Origin of the sequence: Paenibacillus sp. KACC 21273 (assembly GCF_028736095.1) — a bacterium.
Taxonomy (GTDB): domain Bacteria; phylum Bacillota; class Bacilli; order Paenibacillales; family Paenibacillaceae; genus Saccharibacillus; species Saccharibacillus kyungheensis.
In genome coordinates this window covers 2,354,659-2,372,673 of sequence record NZ_CP117876.1, presented here as the reverse complement: position 1 = coordinate 2,372,673, position 18,015 = coordinate 2,354,659, and the positions used below count along the sequence as shown (strand labels likewise).

14 protein-coding genes are annotated in these 18,015 nt (G+C 31.2%); 1 reads left to right on the top strand and 13 read right to left on the bottom strand.

The annotated features are described in order from the left end of the window. Positions 1 to 339: 339 nt before the first annotated feature. Positions 340 to 1,476, top strand: a complete 1,137-nt coding sequence (locus PQ460_RS10695; RefSeq protein ID WP_274172640.1) for a DUF3800 domain-containing protein — start codon at positions 340 to 342, stop codon at positions 1,474 to 1,476. Between the two features lie 819 nt (positions 1,477 to 2,295). Here PQ460_RS10695 and PQ460_RS10690 read toward each other — a convergent pair. The 13 genes from PQ460_RS10690 to PQ460_RS10630 are packed head-to-tail and all read right to left on the bottom strand — an operon-like array spanning position 2,296 to position 18,000. Next, positions 2,296 to 3,705 (bottom strand): MFS transporter, encoded by a 1,410-nt coding sequence (locus PQ460_RS10690; RefSeq protein ID WP_274172639.1) that lies wholly within the window; start codon positions 3,703 to 3,705, stop codon positions 2,296 to 2,298. A gap of 38 nt (positions 3,706 to 3,743) precedes the next feature. Then, complete coding sequence (locus tag PQ460_RS10685; RefSeq protein ID WP_274172638.1) at positions 3,744 to 4,256, bottom strand: adenylyltransferase/cytidyltransferase family protein; 513 nt, start codon at positions 4,254 to 4,256, stop codon at positions 3,744 to 3,746. Then, positions 4,256 to 4,828, bottom strand: coding sequence for a D-glycero-alpha-D-manno-heptose-1,7-bisphosphate 7-phosphatase (locus PQ460_RS10680; protein ID WP_274172637.1), 573 nt, complete (start codon positions 4,826 to 4,828; stop codon positions 4,256 to 4,258). Before PQ460_RS10680 ends, PQ460_RS10685 begins: the two co-directional genes overlap by 1 nt. Before the next feature lie 22 nt (positions 4,829 to 4,850). Then, positions 4,851 to 5,510 (bottom strand): D-sedoheptulose-7-phosphate isomerase, encoded by a 660-nt coding sequence (locus PQ460_RS10675; RefSeq protein WP_274172636.1) that lies wholly within the window; start codon positions 5,508 to 5,510, stop codon positions 4,851 to 4,853. Positions 5,511 to 5,551: 41 nt separating this feature from the next. Then, positions 5,552 to 6,043: an adenylyltransferase/cytidyltransferase family protein gene (locus tag PQ460_RS10670; protein WP_274172635.1), complete on the bottom strand. Its 492-nt coding sequence runs from the start codon at positions 6,041 to 6,043 to the stop codon at positions 5,552 to 5,554. Next, positions 6,036 to 6,500 carry a hypothetical protein gene (locus PQ460_RS10665; RefSeq protein WP_274172634.1) on the bottom strand — a complete coding sequence of 155 codons (465 nt, stop codon included), beginning with the start codon at positions 6,498 to 6,500 and terminating at the stop codon, positions 6,036 to 6,038. The genes PQ460_RS10670 and PQ460_RS10665 overlap by 8 nt, the downstream gene beginning before the upstream one ends. After that, a complete protein-coding gene (locus PQ460_RS10660; RefSeq protein WP_274172633.1) occupies positions 6,485 to 7,915 on the bottom strand; it encodes a glycosyltransferase family 9 protein in 1,431 nt (476 codons plus the stop codon). The genes PQ460_RS10665 and PQ460_RS10660 overlap by 16 nt, the downstream gene beginning before the upstream one ends. Continuing rightward, positions 7,875 to 8,906: a bifunctional heptose 7-phosphate kinase/heptose 1-phosphate adenyltransferase gene (locus PQ460_RS10655; RefSeq protein ID WP_274172632.1), complete on the bottom strand. Its 1,032-nt coding sequence runs from the start codon at positions 8,904 to 8,906 to the stop codon at positions 7,875 to 7,877. Before PQ460_RS10655 ends, PQ460_RS10660 begins: the two co-directional genes overlap by 41 nt. Then, positions 8,903 to 10,642, bottom strand: a complete 1,740-nt coding sequence (locus PQ460_RS10650; protein WP_274172631.1) for an ATP-binding cassette domain-containing protein — start codon at positions 10,640 to 10,642, stop codon at positions 8,903 to 8,905. The genes PQ460_RS10655 and PQ460_RS10650 overlap by 4 nt, the downstream gene beginning before the upstream one ends. Continuing rightward, the gene (locus PQ460_RS10645) at positions 10,639 to 12,396 is read right to left on the bottom strand and encodes an ABC transporter ATP-binding protein (RefSeq protein WP_274172630.1); all 1,758 of its coding nucleotides are present in this window, start codon (positions 12,394 to 12,396) and stop codon (positions 10,639 to 10,641) included. Before PQ460_RS10645 ends, PQ460_RS10650 begins: the two co-directional genes overlap by 4 nt. Before the next feature lie 42 nt (positions 12,397 to 12,438). Then, positions 12,439 to 13,527 carry a hypothetical protein gene (locus PQ460_RS10640; protein ID WP_274172629.1) on the bottom strand — a complete coding sequence of 363 codons (1,089 nt, stop codon included), beginning with the start codon at positions 13,525 to 13,527 and terminating at the stop codon, positions 12,439 to 12,441. A 12-nt stretch (positions 13,528 to 13,539) separates the two neighbouring features. Beyond that, entirely contained in the window at positions 13,540 to 13,785 is a 246-nt protein-coding gene (locus tag PQ460_RS10635) for an acyl carrier protein (RefSeq protein WP_274172628.1), read from the bottom strand. Between the two features lie 24 nt (positions 13,786 to 13,809). Then, a complete protein-coding gene (locus tag PQ460_RS10630; protein WP_274172627.1) occupies positions 13,810 to 18,000 on the bottom strand; it encodes a MupA/Atu3671 family FMN-dependent luciferase-like monooxygenase in 4,191 nt (1,396 codons plus the stop codon). Positions 18,001 to 18,015 lie beyond the last annotated feature (15 nt).

Sequence of the window (18,015 nt, the reverse complement as noted above, 5' to 3'; positions counted from 1 at the left end):
ATTAAAATCATGACTAAACAGACACCATTGATTCACAATTTATATGCATCAGCCACCCCCAAATTCCGTTCATTCCTTCAACTCATATTATTGCAAAGTCACACAGAGAGTGATAAAAAGATAGCTCCACAGCATAGACAGATCAAAGCTATTTCAAGACATCGCTATCTAGGAGTATCCTCTTTACTGAACTTCTTTATTTTTAAAGTAATTGATCGATATTGTGATAAGCAAAAAGCTTTTCTAGATCAATAAATTTACTTAAATGGTATAATATAAAGATAATTCAATTATTAAAATACCAGAAACTCTAATATTATATAATAGGGAGAAATTTTCATGAACTTATCTTATTTTATTGATGAGAGTGGTAATACAGGTAGAGATTGGTTAAATAAAGATCAACCATTTTTTATTTATGGTGGTTGGCTAGTAAAAGTTGATCGTAAGCAAGAAATAGAAGATTACTTAAATAACTTTCTTTCAAATAGTCAGGCTTCTGAATTGAAATCAAAAAATTTCTTCAAAGTAAATGATACTTATGAAAAATTCTATGAATTTTTTAATGAAATGGTATATGAGTTTCAAGCTCTTCCTTTCTTTTCTATTGTAGACAAAAAGTTTATGGTAGCAGCAAAAATTGTAGAAACATTTTTTGATTACAATTATAATCCATCTCTCAATGCATATTTAACACATCCACATGAAATAAAAAAAGCACTGGCTAGTTGTATTTCGAAAGCAGATACAGTTCTTGATCTATTTTCTGAACTAATTACTCAAGCAACTATATCTATAGCTAAATTAGAAGAAATCACTACCAAATTAATCGAATTCTTCGAAATGCAGGATCTTCCCTTTGTAGCTAATGCTTTAAAAAGTTTTGATACTAACTGTTACAAAGAAATGATAGAAGAATTTCAAATTATTAGTCATGATGGAACTCAAAAAAATTATTTAGCATTGCCACAACCTATGCTTGTTGAACTACTAAAAAACATTGAGCTTTTTTCCACATTTGTAAATGCAACAACCTCTATTGTGCACGATAATCTCCGTGGTTATGAGAATGTTTTCAATGAACTTGTAGAACTGTTTTTCAACGAACGTAATCCAATTGCAATGGGAACAAAAGAACGCATCTTTTTAACCAATTTTCCGCATATTGAATCTTTAATTCAAGAAGATTCAAAAAATAATATTGTAATACAAGCTGCTGATCTTTTATGTGGATTTATAGCAAGATTAATTAAAAAATTTGATGCTAATGAAATACTAAACGAAAATGCAAAAGCAATTTTCAAAGAGTTTATTAATTTACATGATGCTTTAATTAAAGAAAATATTGTAATATGGCAATGGTATGCACCCTATAGCTTTGATAGGAAAGTTTCCTTCTCAATAGGAGCTAATTTAAATGAAAGAGATCCTTATCAAATCATTAAAGCTGAATTCCAAAAGGCTATAAAATTTTAACCTAATCCCTTTCAATATATAAAATAAAGGAAAGTTTTCAATTGAAAACTTTCCTTTATTTTATAGCTCATTTTTTCTGAGAATTGCTCACTCAATTCAAGCATTTTCTTTTGAAATAATTTAATTTCTTCAACTAAAACATATTTTTTCATAAATATAGGTAGATAATTTGAAAAATGCTTTTCAAAATAACTTGTTCTTTATTCTCAACTCTATCAACCATTATCTCAACTATTGCATTAAACGATCTATATTTTTTTAACGCAACTAAATCTGAGGTCCTAGTAAAATTGATACACAATTGGATTTTCCATCTTTATTCGTGACACTAATATCTCCATTACAGAAAATATTATCAATAATTTATTTATTGATAATATTTTTTTTAACAGTCTCGTTAACTGTTACATGAATATCTGAATCTAAAGGTAAAATTGTAAAAATATTATATTTAACTTGTTTTTCATGATTTCGATAATAATATCAAAATTTTCTTATATTAAACAGAATATTTTAATTCAAAAATATTTAAATAAGTATTAACAAATTTTCTATATTGACCTTTTTTGTTTATATTATAATTTATTGTTATATCCTCTCAATTTTCATTTCCAGTGATTAAATATAATTAATTTATTTAATACTAGATATATCCATATTATTAATCTAAACGACTTCTTTACGATTGAATTCTAAAAAAAAATCGTTGCATAATCGAGCCTCTCTTTTCTACCGAAGGGGCTATAGCCACGAAAGCAAAAGATACAAGTTTCTATTCTAATTATCGTTAATAAGCAAGATTAATACTCAACTTGTAATTTATTCTCTTACAAAAAAAACACATACAAAGTTCAATAGCATAAAAAATGAACATAAAAAAATTGCGGGGTACCAATACCCTACAGCATCGATAATTGAGCCAGAAACTACTGGTGCAAGGACTGCTGCCATTTGACCAATAAAGTTCCACATTCCAAATGCGGATCCTCTATGTTCGGGATCAGATATTTCACTAATTAATGCCTGCGAAATTGGTTGAGGTATATTTAGAAAAAGGTTTGATATGAAAAGCATGATTCCCATAATCCATATTGAATTGTTACCATAAATCAAGTATAAACCAAATATGATTGTGGACAGCGCTTGTAAAGGAACGAATATTAAGTATATTCTCTTTCTTCCGAGCCCTTTTTTCGCAGTATAGTCCGCTAACCAACCTCCTAAAGGAAATCCAATAATTCCGGCGCCTGCGTTAAAAATTGCATAGATTAATGCAGCAATTAAAAAAGAAGAATTACTTGCTTTCTGAATAATATCTGCTGACCAGAAATTAAAAAACCACAAATTCCATAATAATGGGAAAGCTCCTAAATATAGTAGAAAAAGATTCTTATTTTTTAAAGTAGTGCCTATTTTATTTTTAAAATTTTTGAAAGCATATATTAATAATAGTATTGCTATCATAATTTCAAATACTGCTATTATATTATTATTCAATTTTATGGATGTTGAAAAGAAGTAAATGCTCATTATTATTATAAAAAATGGTATTGAAAATTTCATAGTTCCTAATAATATTGGTATAAGCTTAATTGATTCTATCTTCTCCTTTTTAAATACTCTCCTCATGCATAAACCTACGATTACTGTAAACGCGCCAGAGATAACAAATGGTATCCTCCAACCATTATCAATTCCCATATAGTTGCTACCCACTTCTGACAAGAGAGCTACTGCTATGTAGGCAATAGTCACACCTACAGGCAAACCTATTAATACTATTCCCATTCCCAAACTTCGTTTTTCTGGAGGGGTAATTTGAGATAGAATGGTTCGATCATTTGAATAGTATAAACCCTCTCCTAATCCAGTAATGACTCTAAAAGCAATAAACGCAAATAACGATATTACGATACCACCAAATAAAGTAGCGATCCCAGCCCATATTAAGCTTAAAATAAGTGTATTTCTATTGCCATATTTATCACCTATGTATCCTCCTGGAAATTGAGTTAACATGAAGCCAGCAAAGAATAGACTCCCTATCAACCCACCCAATTCATGAGGATTGGATACGTCATTAAAAAAACTTACATTGTGATTAATCATCCACGTAACTATAGGACCTGTTATAGCTCTATCTGCTGCACTAAAGACCCACCCTACAAACAGCCAAGCCCATATTTTATAATAACTCATGGTATTTTGTTTATTTGCCTTGGAATACATCCATTTTCATCTCCATATGTGATTGATATTAACTAGGACTAAATTCTAAAATGTAGTTTTGAACTTTCACTATTTTTAATATATTCATAGAAAATTTCTCTAGCAAGATAACTTGAAGATGATTTTTTTTTATCCCCTACAAGTAGGACCTGCCCATTCATTTTTTCAACTGTCTTTCTTTCTAAAATTTCTTTACCCATATAATCTATCCCTTTGATAAAATAATTAGGAGCAATCAATTCAATTGATTTATCAAGAGTCTTTTCATCAAAGATAAAAACATAATCGACACACTTAAACGCACTAAGTACTTCAGCTCTATCATTTGAAGAAAATAAAGGAGAATTACCTTTTATATCTTTTATTGAATTATCAGAATTAAGGCCTACTATTAATTTATCTGCATACGTTTTTGCACCTTTGAGATATTCTAAATGTCCTACATGAAATAAATCAAAACATCCACCTGCTAATGCTATTCTTTTCCCTTGACATTTTTCTTCATCTACTTTTTGAAGTAACATATCAATATCTAAGATTTTTCGTGACATTAAGACTCCTCCTTAATTGTATATTTCAGAATGATCTTAATGGCTTCCTCTAGATTATTTGCAATGTGGTTTGGACTATAATCGGCCCAAAGATGGCGATTTTCATTCATCGATTTAAGTCCACATCCTGTAAGAACCAGTATTGTTTTCATAGAATTAGTACATCCTAACTTGATATCTGCTTCTCCAAGATCTCCTATAACATAAGATTCCTCTATATTTATATTAGGATACTCTTCTCTTGCTTTTCTTATTAATCCTGGTCTAGGTTTTCTACAATCACAACCTTCATTCTCATGATGAGGACAATAAAAGTAGTCATCAAAAAATGCACCATAAGTATTTAGCTCTCTTTGCAGACGCTCCATCCCTCTTTGGAGATCTATTTCACTGAAAAGTCTTCTGCTTATCCTAGCTTGATTTGTAATTATAAACACAAGTAAATTAGCATCATTTAACTGCTTGATAGCTGATGGTACACCTGGATAAAATATAAACTCATCTGGATGCATCCCTCTTCCTGTACCACCTAATGTCCCATCACGATCTATAAATACTGCTTTTCTTTGCATGTAAATCTCCTTTGCTATTGATCTAGTCCCGCTGTCCAAAAATTGATTCTTCTACGACTGCACAAATTGTATGATACACTGCTACATGATACTCTTGAATAATATATGTTTCATCTTGAGGGATAATCAAATTGTGTTTACAATATTTAATTAAATTACCACCATTTTTCCCAGTTAAAGAGATCGTATTTAATCCTAAAACTGTTCCAACTTTAGCTGCCTGAATTACATTTTCGGAATTGCCAGAGGTACTTATTAATAAAAGAGAATCTACTTGGCTACCGTATCCGTAAACTTGCTGTGCATAAATCATTGAAGGGTTCACATCGTTAGAGATTGCTGTAATCAGACTCATTGAGTTAGATAGCGAAACTGTAGGAAGTCCTTCCTCCAACATATTAGCTAATTTTTGTCCATTTACTCCATAATGCTGATAAAATAATTCACTATTTTTCTTATTGATCGGACGCTTTATCCTGAAAGATTTCATTAATTCAGATACTATATGCTCGGAGTCCGATGCACTACCTCCATTTCCACAAATTAGAAGTTTACCTCCATTCTTGAATGTTTCGACTATCGAGCTGCAAACCTCTAAAATCTCAGTCTTTAAATCTTCTAATTCGGGATAACGATTTATTAAATCATATAAATAACTATTAAGCTTTTGTGTGTATAGCATTTTCTTCTCCTAAAATTTTCATTTTATATTTTGACAAGGAACTATTTTTCTAAAAAACGTTGATTGAATTTTTTAACTACTTCTACTGAAGAATTCGCTTTATCACCGACAAGTTTCAAACCTATTCCTAACGATTTAACAGCGGTTTCCTCAAGTACTTGTTTATCTACATAATCAGCTCCTTTAACAAAGATATGTGGAACAATCTCTCTAATGGAAGCTTCTAAAGTATCTTCGTCAAATTTGAAAACGTAATCTACACATTCTAGAGATGAAACAACATAAAGCCTTTGTTCCTCATCAAATAGAGGGGGGTTTTTTTTTGCTCTTTTGACAGACTGATCAGTATTCACACCAACTACTAACACATCACCTAACTTTTTTGCTTCTTTTAAATAATTCAAAAAACCAATATGAAATACATCAAAACATCCACCACCCAAAACTATAGTCTTCCCATTAGCTTTTTCTTCATCTAGGTTCGTTACAAGTTGTTTACGATTACAAATTTTATCACGATCAGAATTAATCAATCTTTAAAACCTCTTCCTTATTAAATTCTAGTATTGAATTGAGATAATGTCCTATTGAAGCAAATGAACTTTCAACAAGTTGCATATAACACATCGGTGAAAACCAATATTTAAAAGAACGATATTTAAAATTTTTAGGAGAACTTAAAATTAAAATTGCTTTAATTAAATAGGGTTCTTTCCAATTATCATTTGCACTAATATAGACATTATTATCAGTTATTATTGAATAATCAGCGACTACAATTTCGAAAGAAAAACACTCATTTAGCTCTATATCCTTTTCTTCAAGAAGTAATAAATCACTATGCTTATCACTTCTATTAAAACCGATTACATAACCCCACAAGCTTAATTCATCCTTTAATTCTTGCTTAATGTTGTAAAGAATTTCATTCGAATCGGGATTAGAAGTCCGATTAATCAAATAAATGGTTTGGATCATTTTGCTACCCATGCTATTCCTACCCCTTCTAAAGACTCCTGAGTACTGATTGGAGTATGCTTTAAGTTGATTTTTCCATCTAGGATATTTTCAACCTTCTCAAATACAAAAATTGGATCTATTTCGTCAATGAGTGTACTTACAGGTACAATACTATAGTTCATACGTACAGGTCGAAAACCTACATGGCAAGTTTCTGTCCCCAGTGGATTGGAGGAAAAAGGATAGTTTAACCCCCACAATGTAATATTAGGAACTCCCAATACTCCTGCAATGTGGCCACAACAACTATCTATACCAACGACAAGATCTAATTGAGAAATTAATGGTACTAACTCCGTAACTTTAATATGGCTCACGTCATAAGTTAAATCGGTAATTTCTCTAGAAGAGCTGGGAGCCAAATTGATTACCGCATATTTTTTTTCCAAGCAAAGCTTTATAAATTTTTTAGACAAGTCAGATGACCAGGACCTTTTATCATCACCAGTATAAAATTGAATTCCTATTAATACACGTCCGTCATGTTTAAGATTTTGAAGGGTTTCTCCTACTTTTTCAGGTATTGAGGGCATTTCAAATGAACTTGAGAATGTTGGATTTTCATGTATATTTAAAGATTTAGTCCATATTTCTGTAGCATGCTGTGGTTTAATGTTCTCAAACCATAATACAGAGTTTTGATAAACTTCCAAGTACTGTCCTGATTGTAACACCATTTCAAATAAATAATGAGTGGGATGAATATTCATAATTAAAATACTACAATCCCGCAGAAATTCCTTAAGAACATTGTATGGTCCCCTATGATTAGTAATAATATCCACCGTATACCCATTATCGCGGCTCCTATTTATGAACTTTTGGATTGATTGAAACATCATTATTGAATCACCATATCCTGGCCAACCTAATGTTAATGCAACTTTTTTAGTAGAGGTTCGGTTTATATTATTTTTTCTCATATTACTGAAGTTTAGATAATAATCATCTGTTCTAAAATGTGCCCATCCACTTAAATAAAAATCGTTTGGTACAATTTTTATCAGTTCTTCTGTTGCTATTTCTAAAATACGCTGTTCACTTTTAGGTCTTAATTCAATTAAAAAACCGAACAATTCAACTTCATATTCAAGAAATAAAGCTTGATCTATTTGATTAGATAAAATATTTGAATTATTTATAAAATCATCTAATGATCTTATGTCCATATTTTCATTCAAATAAAAAGTTCTTACTTGAGCGGATAATGGTTCAATAACTTTAAATGAAGAAATATTTAAAACTATCATTACTTTATTTAATTCAGAAAAGTATTGATCTACTTCATCCATTTTTCTTCTTGATGTTAAGACTAATATTCTATCTTTTGGTTCTCTAGAATATTTACGCCATTGTTGAATGTAATTCGTTAAGAAAACTCTCACTTAAAAATGCCTCCTTTATCTGTTCTATATGGTTTAGAATGTCATTTGCAGTTATTGAAGTTGTGAAAGGTTTCGATACGGCTGCACTTGAGGTTAGGTTTGCTAACAAAAATGCATCATTATCTTTCAATCCTATAGAAAACCCCATAGCCAGCCCTGCAATCAAAGAATCGCCTGCTCCAATTGTGGAGTTCACTTCATTACATAATGCTGGAAGATGTCTAAACCCCATAGTTGTAAACAAAGCACTACCTAAATCACTATTAGTTAATAATAAATATTGAATATTAAATTTCTTCAAAAAATTGGTTGCTATAGGAATAGCTTGTTTCCAATCAGTAATTGATTCTCCTGTTAAATCATTAAATTCAATGAGATTAGGAGTAATACAAGTAGCACCAGCATACTTATTAGCAGCTCTCCCCTTAGGGTCAACAATAACTTTCTTATCTAATCTCTTACCGAGCGACAAAACTTCATTAATAACCTTGTTTTCAATTACACCTTTGTTATAATCTGAAACAATAATACAATCTACTCCTACGACTAATTGTTTCAATTGCTCTATTAAGCCACTCTTGGTCGATTCATTTAAAGGAATTTCATCTTCCCTATCAATTCGAATCGTTTCACTTTGATCGATATAATATCTTGTTTTAATGGTCGTGCGTCTTTCTTGATCTCTTAGTATTAAAGAAGTATTACATACTTGATGTAGCAATTCTAAAATAACGTCACCTTCAAAATCGTTGCCTATTACCCCTAGTAGAAACACTTCTCCACCTAATGAAGAAATATTGCTAGCCACATTAGCGGCTCCTCCCAAGAAAAATTTATTATTCTCAACTTTCCATTTCTTTATCTCCTCTGCTTTAGAGTAACTTGCTTTACATGTTACATACTCATCAAGAATAATATCTCCAATAACAAGCACTTTGGTATTATTTGATGAACTTAAATACTTATTTATTTCAGCTAATTTGTTGTTCATTTTATACCACTCCAAAGATTTCTCATTTCTTCACTTTTATTAAGTAAATCAGGTAACTTACCTATAGCGTCAATCTTACCTTCCTTAAGTACTATAATTTGATCTGCACGAGACAGACATTCTTTACGATGGGATGTTATTAAGAAAGTTCCGTTAATAGTTTTATTTATTCGTTCCCATAATAACTTCTCAGTTTCTACATCTAGAGCGCTTGAAATGTCATCTAATACATATAAATCTGCTTTACGAGCAAACATACGAGCAATTGTTGTCCTTTGTTTCTGTCCTCCAGAAAGTCGCGCTCCTTGTGATCCTGTCATAGTTTCTAATCCATCCTCATAATTAGACAGATCTTTATCTAAGACTGCAGAATATATTGCTTTCTCTAATTTATCTCCTTCATCTGGTTCACCTAACAATATGTTATCTTTTAGTGAGAGACTAAATAGTTGAGGAATTTGAGATGTATACGCAACATTAGGAGGATCAAGAGTGATACCTTGTTCGATCTCTTTACTGTTCCACATAATTTTCCCATCTTGTTTAGGCAAGAAACCAAGTATTGTTCGTAACAGAGTTGTTTTTCCAGAACCAATTCTGCCAGTAATAACTGTAAAGCTTCCCCTTGCTACCTCAAAACTGATATTATTGATCCCTTGCTGAGTATCGCCGAAAAAATAGGAAAGATTTTGAATCTTTAAATTTTTTAATTTCTGAGCATTACTCTTATTTATGTGTTGTCCACTTGATGGTTCTTCTTTTGAAAAAAGATCAACATGTTTTACTAAAAGTTGAGACTCAGGGCCAAACAGTTTTCCTACCCTTGTGAAAGATACTGATGTTTGACGATAATGAGCAAGAAATTGACCAAAGAATTGAGTGAAATCTGTAACGAAATTTAAATAGTAGATAAATAAAGCTAAGTCCCCAACCGAAAAAGTCCCGTTACCCATTGAACTGGCTGACAAGAGGAAAACTAATCCTGTTCCAATACTGACTGTATTATTGAAAATCGAGTTTAAGGTTTCTGAGAACACTCTATCTTTAATCACATTATTACTACGATCTTGATTTAAATTTTGAAGATTACGAATAATTCTATCTTCAGCAGAGGCGCACTGGATTGCCTGTGTCAGCTCTGACATTTCACCAATAGCACTCGCAACTTTACCAGAAGCATTAAGACTGTTTTCTCGATAGATCATTAGTCTTTTATTAGATTTATTAGCTATAATGACTATAAAAATGATTGGAATGAATACTAATAAGGTTATTTTGGGATTTATTGATAACAATAATATTAACGAAACAATAGCAAATAATAACTTCCCTACTACATCAAGAGTCCAACTCACTGAAGTTTCAGCTTGATCCGCATCTTCCCTAAAGTTAACAATGACCTCTCCTATATTTACATTTCCGACTTGTTTTTTTAGCAAATAATCCAAAATATTGCGTCGAATTAATGAACTAATAAAAAATCGATGAAGAGTGTCTGTTAGAGCACCACTATAAATAAAAACAACTCTAATCAATGCTGTAATAATGACTAAGATAATAAGAGTCAAAATATTTAGATTTATCTCTGATTCCCTTGTTAAGGTATCGAAAAATTCTCGAGTGATAAGACCAATAATAAGCGGTGACATGTGTATCAATGTCCAAACCAAACCATTTAGTAGATAGAGCCACGGACGGTAACAAATTAGTCTCCATATCAATTGATAAGTTTTCATTCTAACAGTTCCTCATTCCCTATACGCAACAATTTATAAAATTCTGAAGATTTATCTTTTTCTAATAAATTTCTTTTGTCATACTCTAGTATCTTCCCATCTTCGAGAATCATTATTTCGTCAGCAAACTTCACAGTTGCTAAATGGTGCGCTATAATAATCGCAGTTCGATTTTGTAAAAGTTTCTTAACAGCAGTTTGGATCATATTTTCAGTTGCAGGATCTAATCTAGATGAAGCTTCGTCAAGAATCACTATACTAGGATCTTTCAAAAAGATTCTTACAAGCGCAATGAGTTGTGCTTGACCTGCAGATAAACCAGAACTTTCATTTAATAGTTCCGTATCTAATCCATTTTCCAAAGTGTCATACCAATCTTTAATTCCTATCTCTTCAATGATTGATTTAATTTCCTGGTCAGAAATAGACGAATCAAACAAAGTAAGGTTATTTCTTAAAGAAGTTTTAAATAACTGAACTTCTTGAGTCACAACACCAATTTTTTTTCTCAATTCGGATAGAGGAATATCCACTATGTTTGTTTCCCCTAGCTTTATGATTCCGTTATCCGAGTCATAAAATCTTAACAGAAGACGAGTAAGCGTGGTCTTCCCACTTCCGGTACGACCAAGAAGACCTAAAATTTTATTTTTTTCAAGTTGGAAATTTAAATTATCCAGAACAATTTTATTTTCTCCATATCCAAAGGCAACATTTTCATAGGTTATAGATACGGAACCACTTGGAAATTCTTTTTTACCAGTTTTAATTAAATCTGATTTTAAATTTAATATTTCATCAATCCTTTTAATACTCGCATCTGCTTTCTGTAAATCTTCTATTTGATCTTTTATTTTTTCAATTGGATTAACCAGTAGCTCCGTAAATTGAAATATCATAAAAACTGTACCTATGGTGATAATACCATGGGAGTAAAGATAAGCACCCATACCAAAAGATATCGCCGTTCCTATTGAAAAAACAATAATAGTAGCCATCCACATATAGTAACTACTGAGGTTTGCCTTTTTCAAAGCGGGGAGCCATTTTTCAAAAATATTTATTAAACGGTTCATAGTAAAACGAACACCGCCATTGGAACGGATATCTTCAATACCGTTCACGCTTTCTCTAATAAACCCCATAAAATTACCATTAACTTCTCTCACTTGCTGCCAATAGGGTACTGCAACACCACGAACTTTTTCAATTACTAGCAAAGCGAAAATTGTAAACCCTATTAAAAGTAATCCAATTCTCCAATCCTGCCAAAATAGAATAGATAGAATACATGCGATAAGAAACAGATTTCCTACTAAAGAAACAACAAAGTGAGAAAAAAAATTCTGAAGTGTATTTATATCTGTGTCTGCACGTTCAATCATCTCTCCAGGAGTAAAAGATTTGTGATGTTTCATATCTAGACTTAAGTAATGCTTGACGAGTTTCAAACGAAGTTCATTGGTAGCTTTCCACCCTAAAATTTCCCCCAGGTAAATTACCAGAAGATTTAAACCTTGCTGAAGTAAGGCAACTACCATAAAGAGTATTGCTGCTAAATATACCGATTTTGTAACTTGACCTGATGTCACATTATCAACAAAAAAACGTAATATGAAAGGATTCAATACTTGTAATCCGATAAAACAAAGCAGTATTATACCCAAAAGCATAAATCTCCACTTCATTGGTTTGAAATATGGAGAAAGTAAACTCCAATATTCCTTTAAAGGTATTTTTTTTATGACTTGCACCATTTCACTTCCTTTGGATTATTTATACAGATATCTTTCCAATTATGATAAGATATCTAATAGAAATTTTGTCACTCTTTCCTCATTATTTGCCATATCATATAATTCGTTCTTAACATTTTTAAAGTAATTATTGCTTTCAGATATTTCAGGGAATTCTTTTCTTGTAACAATATATTTATAAATTTTATGTCGATATTTTTCCCATGACTCATTCAAGCTAATGTATTCTTGTTCAAGAAGAATTTTGTACATTGAGTTTATCGCACCCATTTCTTCAAGAAATGTTAATAGCCTCAAATTACGTTTTTGCATTTGACTTGGCAAAGTTAAAGCAATTAAATGCTTTTGATCCCATTTCCTAATTTGTGGGAAAATTATATCCATATATTTAGAAAATAATTTCAGACAGGATATTCCTTTAATAGACCACAAACTAACACCATTGGTTTCCATTTGATTTAATGGAGACTTATCGTTGGAGAGCATATTTTTTAAATTAGATATGACTTTATCAAGATCCAATCTATAATCCATTTTTGCTTCTGGTAATAATGTATAGCTGATAACTTCAGATTTCTCTGAAGTTTGAGCTGCTATAAATGAAATTTCCAATTCTTTTTTATGCAGTTGATAAGGTTCAAATTTTCCAGGTTGCACACAATCTTCTATTAGTAAATAATTTTCAGTCAGACAATCAAATCCATAAATAAAACTCGGATGAAGATTGTGATTTTTCTGATAATCAACCCCACCAGGAAAGTAAAATCTATCTAAATCCACAAACAAATAATTCCCCTTTAGCAATTCATCATAAATCATTTCGAATGGGTCAATCGTTGTTAAAGTTAAATTGATATTTGTTTTTGCAAGCCACATATCCATACTAGGTACTTCATAAGTTAAGTTTGGAACGAAGACTCCTTTCTCTAATTTTGAACTTCGGGGCATTTCAGGATTAAAATAAGCCTCCTGAGGAAAAGTTAGAGAATAGTTCATATTTATCGAGCAAGGTAATGCTTGATAAGAAGAGTTATTAGCCATTAATATCCCCATTAAATTATTATTCACACAATCAATCCACATCTCATTGTAGGGAATCACACTTAATTCCAGACTTTTGTAAGGCATAAAAAAGCTCCTTTAGTGATTTTTTTCTTCAATAATTCTAACAAGACTTTCTATAGTCGATATATTCTCCATTATTAATGAGTCATCATCTATTTCAATAGAATAGTGGTTTTCAATTATGACAATTAGCTTAACGAATGAGAAAGAATCAAGACCAATATGAGACAAATCTTGGTCCAGAGAAATATTGCCATCATAAGTAATTTGTTCTTTTATCCAATTTTGAATATTAGATGCTATATTTTTTGAATTATTCATTTTTGGTTTAGCACTCCTTAATTTTTATACATTTCGTCTTTTAATTTCTTCAGCTAATTTTCTAATTGTTTTAAATTGAAAAACAGCTAAATCCATATTTGTAATATCTATTTTGCTCATTTCTACTTCAAGTTTGACCGCCAATAATGAATGACCACCGATTTCGAAAAAATCATCATTTATACTTATTTGTTCTAATCCAAGTATTCTCAACCATATTTCCATAAGTTTTTCTTCTAAAGCATTTGTTGGAGCATCATACTCATTTAATTGAACAGGTGGCAACAGTTGATTTTCTCTTAGTGCAACTCGATCTATTTTACCGTTTGAAGTTAGCGGCATTGATTTCAAACTTACAAATAAGTTAGGTATCATATAATCAGGCAAATATCCTTGAATATAAGCTTTCAATTCTGAAATTTGTTCATCATCCTGCCAAACAATATAGCATACTACTAATGTATTATTGAATTCATCTAACCTACCAAGCACTACAGCATCTTTAACCGATGAGTAAGACAATACATATTTTTCAATCTCTCCTAATTCAATTCTAAATCCTCGTACTTTAACTTGATCGTCCTCTCTTCCGAGCAATTCAATTTCTCCACTAGGTAAATATCTGGCCATGTCTCCAGTACGATAGAGGCGTTCTTTATATGAATTCTTAAATGAATAATATATAAATTTCTCATTTGTTAGATTAGGACGATTAAAATATCCTTTAGCAACTCCTGTACCAGTAATATAAAGTTCTCCTTGCACTCCTTTCGGCAATAGGCGACCTTTCTTATCAAAAATATAAAATGAAGTATTATTGATGGGTTTTCCTACTGTTACTTCTCTTTCCATTGTCATTTCTTTGACACTCGACCAGATCGTCGTCTCTGTAGGACCATACATATTGAATATTCTAGCACTTGTAGTCTTAGTCAAAGCCTTCATCAAATCAGGAGGAAATGCTTCTCCACCTACTATAATTTTTTTTAATTGACTTAAAAACATGTGAGAACGTTTATCTTCCACTAAAACTTTTAATCTAGATGGAGTAGTTTGCATCATAGTAATTTTATTAATTTTTAAATGTAACCTGGAATTTTCTTCCACGTATTTTTTGAACTTTTCTTTTAAAGCTGTCAATTTTTCCAAACCTTTCATCACTAGATCCAAATCTAATCCAAAATCAACAAGACTTGCAATCTCGTCTGCACCAATATGATATAGCCTTTTTACCGTTTCAAAACACGTTTCTTCGGTCCCTAACAAAGCAGCAGTATCCCAATAGCGCTCAAAGCCTTTTTCAATAATTTGTTCCATTGTATTTTGAGTACTTGTTTCATCTTCCAATTTCTTTAATAAATTAAAATTAGATCGTAAATACTCACAGAACGGCTCTTTAATAAGAGCTTTAACATCATTTAAATCTTCTCCAATATAAGTATGAAGCATAACTGTAACTTTTCTAGAATTAGGATCATAACCGCTATCACTTAAAGCTTTCCTATATACAGCAATATTTTGAGCAAGCAAGTTTAAGTCTTGCCCTAAAAGATGTGTTAGTACATTAGCTCCTATTTCTCCTGCTTTTTTAAACGTTTCTTCCGTACCTGACGTTGTAATCCAACAAGGTATATCCCTTTGTATTGGTCTAGGGTATGTTTTTATGCTAACAGTTTCCCCGAGACCATTTTCCTTATCTATGCTTCCTCCTGCCCATAGTTCTCTCACTTCATTTATTTGCTCGTACATTATTTCTTTACGTTGTTGATAATTCTTTGGGGCATAAACGAAATCGTTAGGGTGCCATCCAGGTGCAAAAGCTAGACCAATTCGACCATTTGAGATATTGTCGATAATTGACCAATCTTCAGCAATTCGAATACTGTCATGAAGTGGAGAAACAATACTTCCTCCTCTGATGTGAATATTCTTTGTAATAGAAGATATCGCGGCTGAAGTAATCGATGGATTAGAATATAAACCACCAAAATCATGAAAATGTCGTTCTGGAGTCCATACAGCGTTAAATTTGTTAGTGTCCGCATATTTAGCAGCTTCTAATAAAAATTCATACTTATTATTCAATTCATTATTCTTATAGCTTGAAAAGAAAAATAAACTAAAATCTAATTCGGTAGATTTCTTTGATTGAAGATATTGATCATAATTACTTACTTTTTGATTTTCTGTCTGTATTGTTACCTGAATTCCATTTACTACGGTCCATAATAATTCAAGCACTGAAATATCAAAAGATATACTCGTAACAGCTAATAACGCATCTTTGTTGTTAGGAGCAATTAATGTATTCATACCCTGAAAGAAATTAACAACATTTTCATGAGTAATCATGACACCTTTTGGTTTTCCAGTAGAACCTGAGGTATATATTACATAAGCTAAACTTTTAATATCATTAGTAGTAACTGGATTAGGAGCTATATAATGTGAATTTGTATTGTCTAGTAGTATAATTTCTTGCTTATACTTAAAACTATCACTATTACATATTTTTGATTTTGATAACAAAATTTTACTTTCGCTATCTTCCAGCATATAATCAATACGTTTTTGAGGGTAGCTAGGATCGAGAGGTAAATAAGCAGCTCCTGCTTTCAAGATACCAAGCATACCAATAACCATCTCAAAAGATCGATCTAGTAACAAACCCACGACATCATTTGATTGGACACCTCTATTAATCAACTCATTTGCAATCTGATTTGCTTTTTGATTACATTCAAAATAAGTTAATGATTTATTTCCACATATATATGCAATTCCTTCAGGTTTAGCTTCCACTTGCCTTTCAAAATATTCAACAATTGTAGCTTTTTGATCATAAACTGTTCTACTTAAATTTTGCTCAATAATATTGAGATATTCCTCATCAGTGTATAAATCAATATCATTTACCTGCATACTAGGATTTTTTGATATTTGTTCAATTATATATAACAGTTTTTCTCCAATTTGATTTATAGTTTCTTCAGAGTATGAATTCTCATTGAATTGAAATAAGATTTGAATATCTTGAACCGATGGGATTACCGTAAGACTCAAATTATAATTTGTTTGTTCAATAATATTGAATTCACTAATATTAAAATCTAGGTCGCTGATACCAAAATTATTTGTAGCTTTGCCTATAGGGTAATTTTCAAATACAATTATATGATTGATGAGATTTTGCTTTAATTCTGAATCTGCTTGAATTTTGTATAAAGGAAAGTAATCAAACGATCTTGAGTTATGACTATCTTGCTGTGTTAACTTGATCAATTGTTCGACAGTTTGATTTTCTTTCGTAATTATTCTGACGGGTACTGTATTAATTAGCAAACCAATAATCTCATCAACACCTTGAATTTCTGCTTGTCTACCTGATCGTACTGCACCGTATACTACGTCATTTGTATCATTATATCGTTGAAGTAATACTCCCCATGCTACTTGAAAAATAATATTTAAGGTAGTTTGAAATTTGATTGCAATTTTTTTAAGTGCAGAATTTATGTTCTCGTTTACAAAAAACTTCAGATATTTACTTTCAAAGTTTTCTCTTTCTGGTGACGATACTTGTGGTAAGAGTACTTGCTCATCATAACCAGTTAAATAGCGATTCCAATATTCTGATGCAAGTGAATCTTCCTGTTTTGAAATCCATTTTATATATTCACTAAATGGTGTAATTTTCTTAATATTCAATGGCTTTTTTTTGTATGTTTTAAGTAGCTCACTGACTAATAATCCAAGACACCAACCATCTATCAAAAGATGGTGGTGACTCCAGATTAATTTGTACTCACTATGTTTCAGTTTAATTAGAGTAATTCGCATTGGAATGTTATTTGAAAGATTGAACCCTTGCATTCTGTCCTTATCTAAAAAGTCTTGAATACAAATTTTTTGTTCTTCTTCTGAACACAAGCTTAGATCCTTCTCTAAAATAGATACCGTAGCTTCATTTATCACTATTTGGATGGGCCTACTCACTTTTTCATATACAAATATTGTTCGTAAGGCGTCATGACGCTTTAGTAATTCATTAAATGAATTCTCTAATCTTTTTGAATCTAAATTTCCTTCTATACTAAAAATTAATTGATTCAGATAGACATTCTCATTATGATCTTGAATAGTGTGAAATAACATTCCTTCTTGCATTGGTGTCAAGAAGTAAATATCTTTAATCTGATCTTTTTTGAACTGCATTAAGTTTTCCCTCCA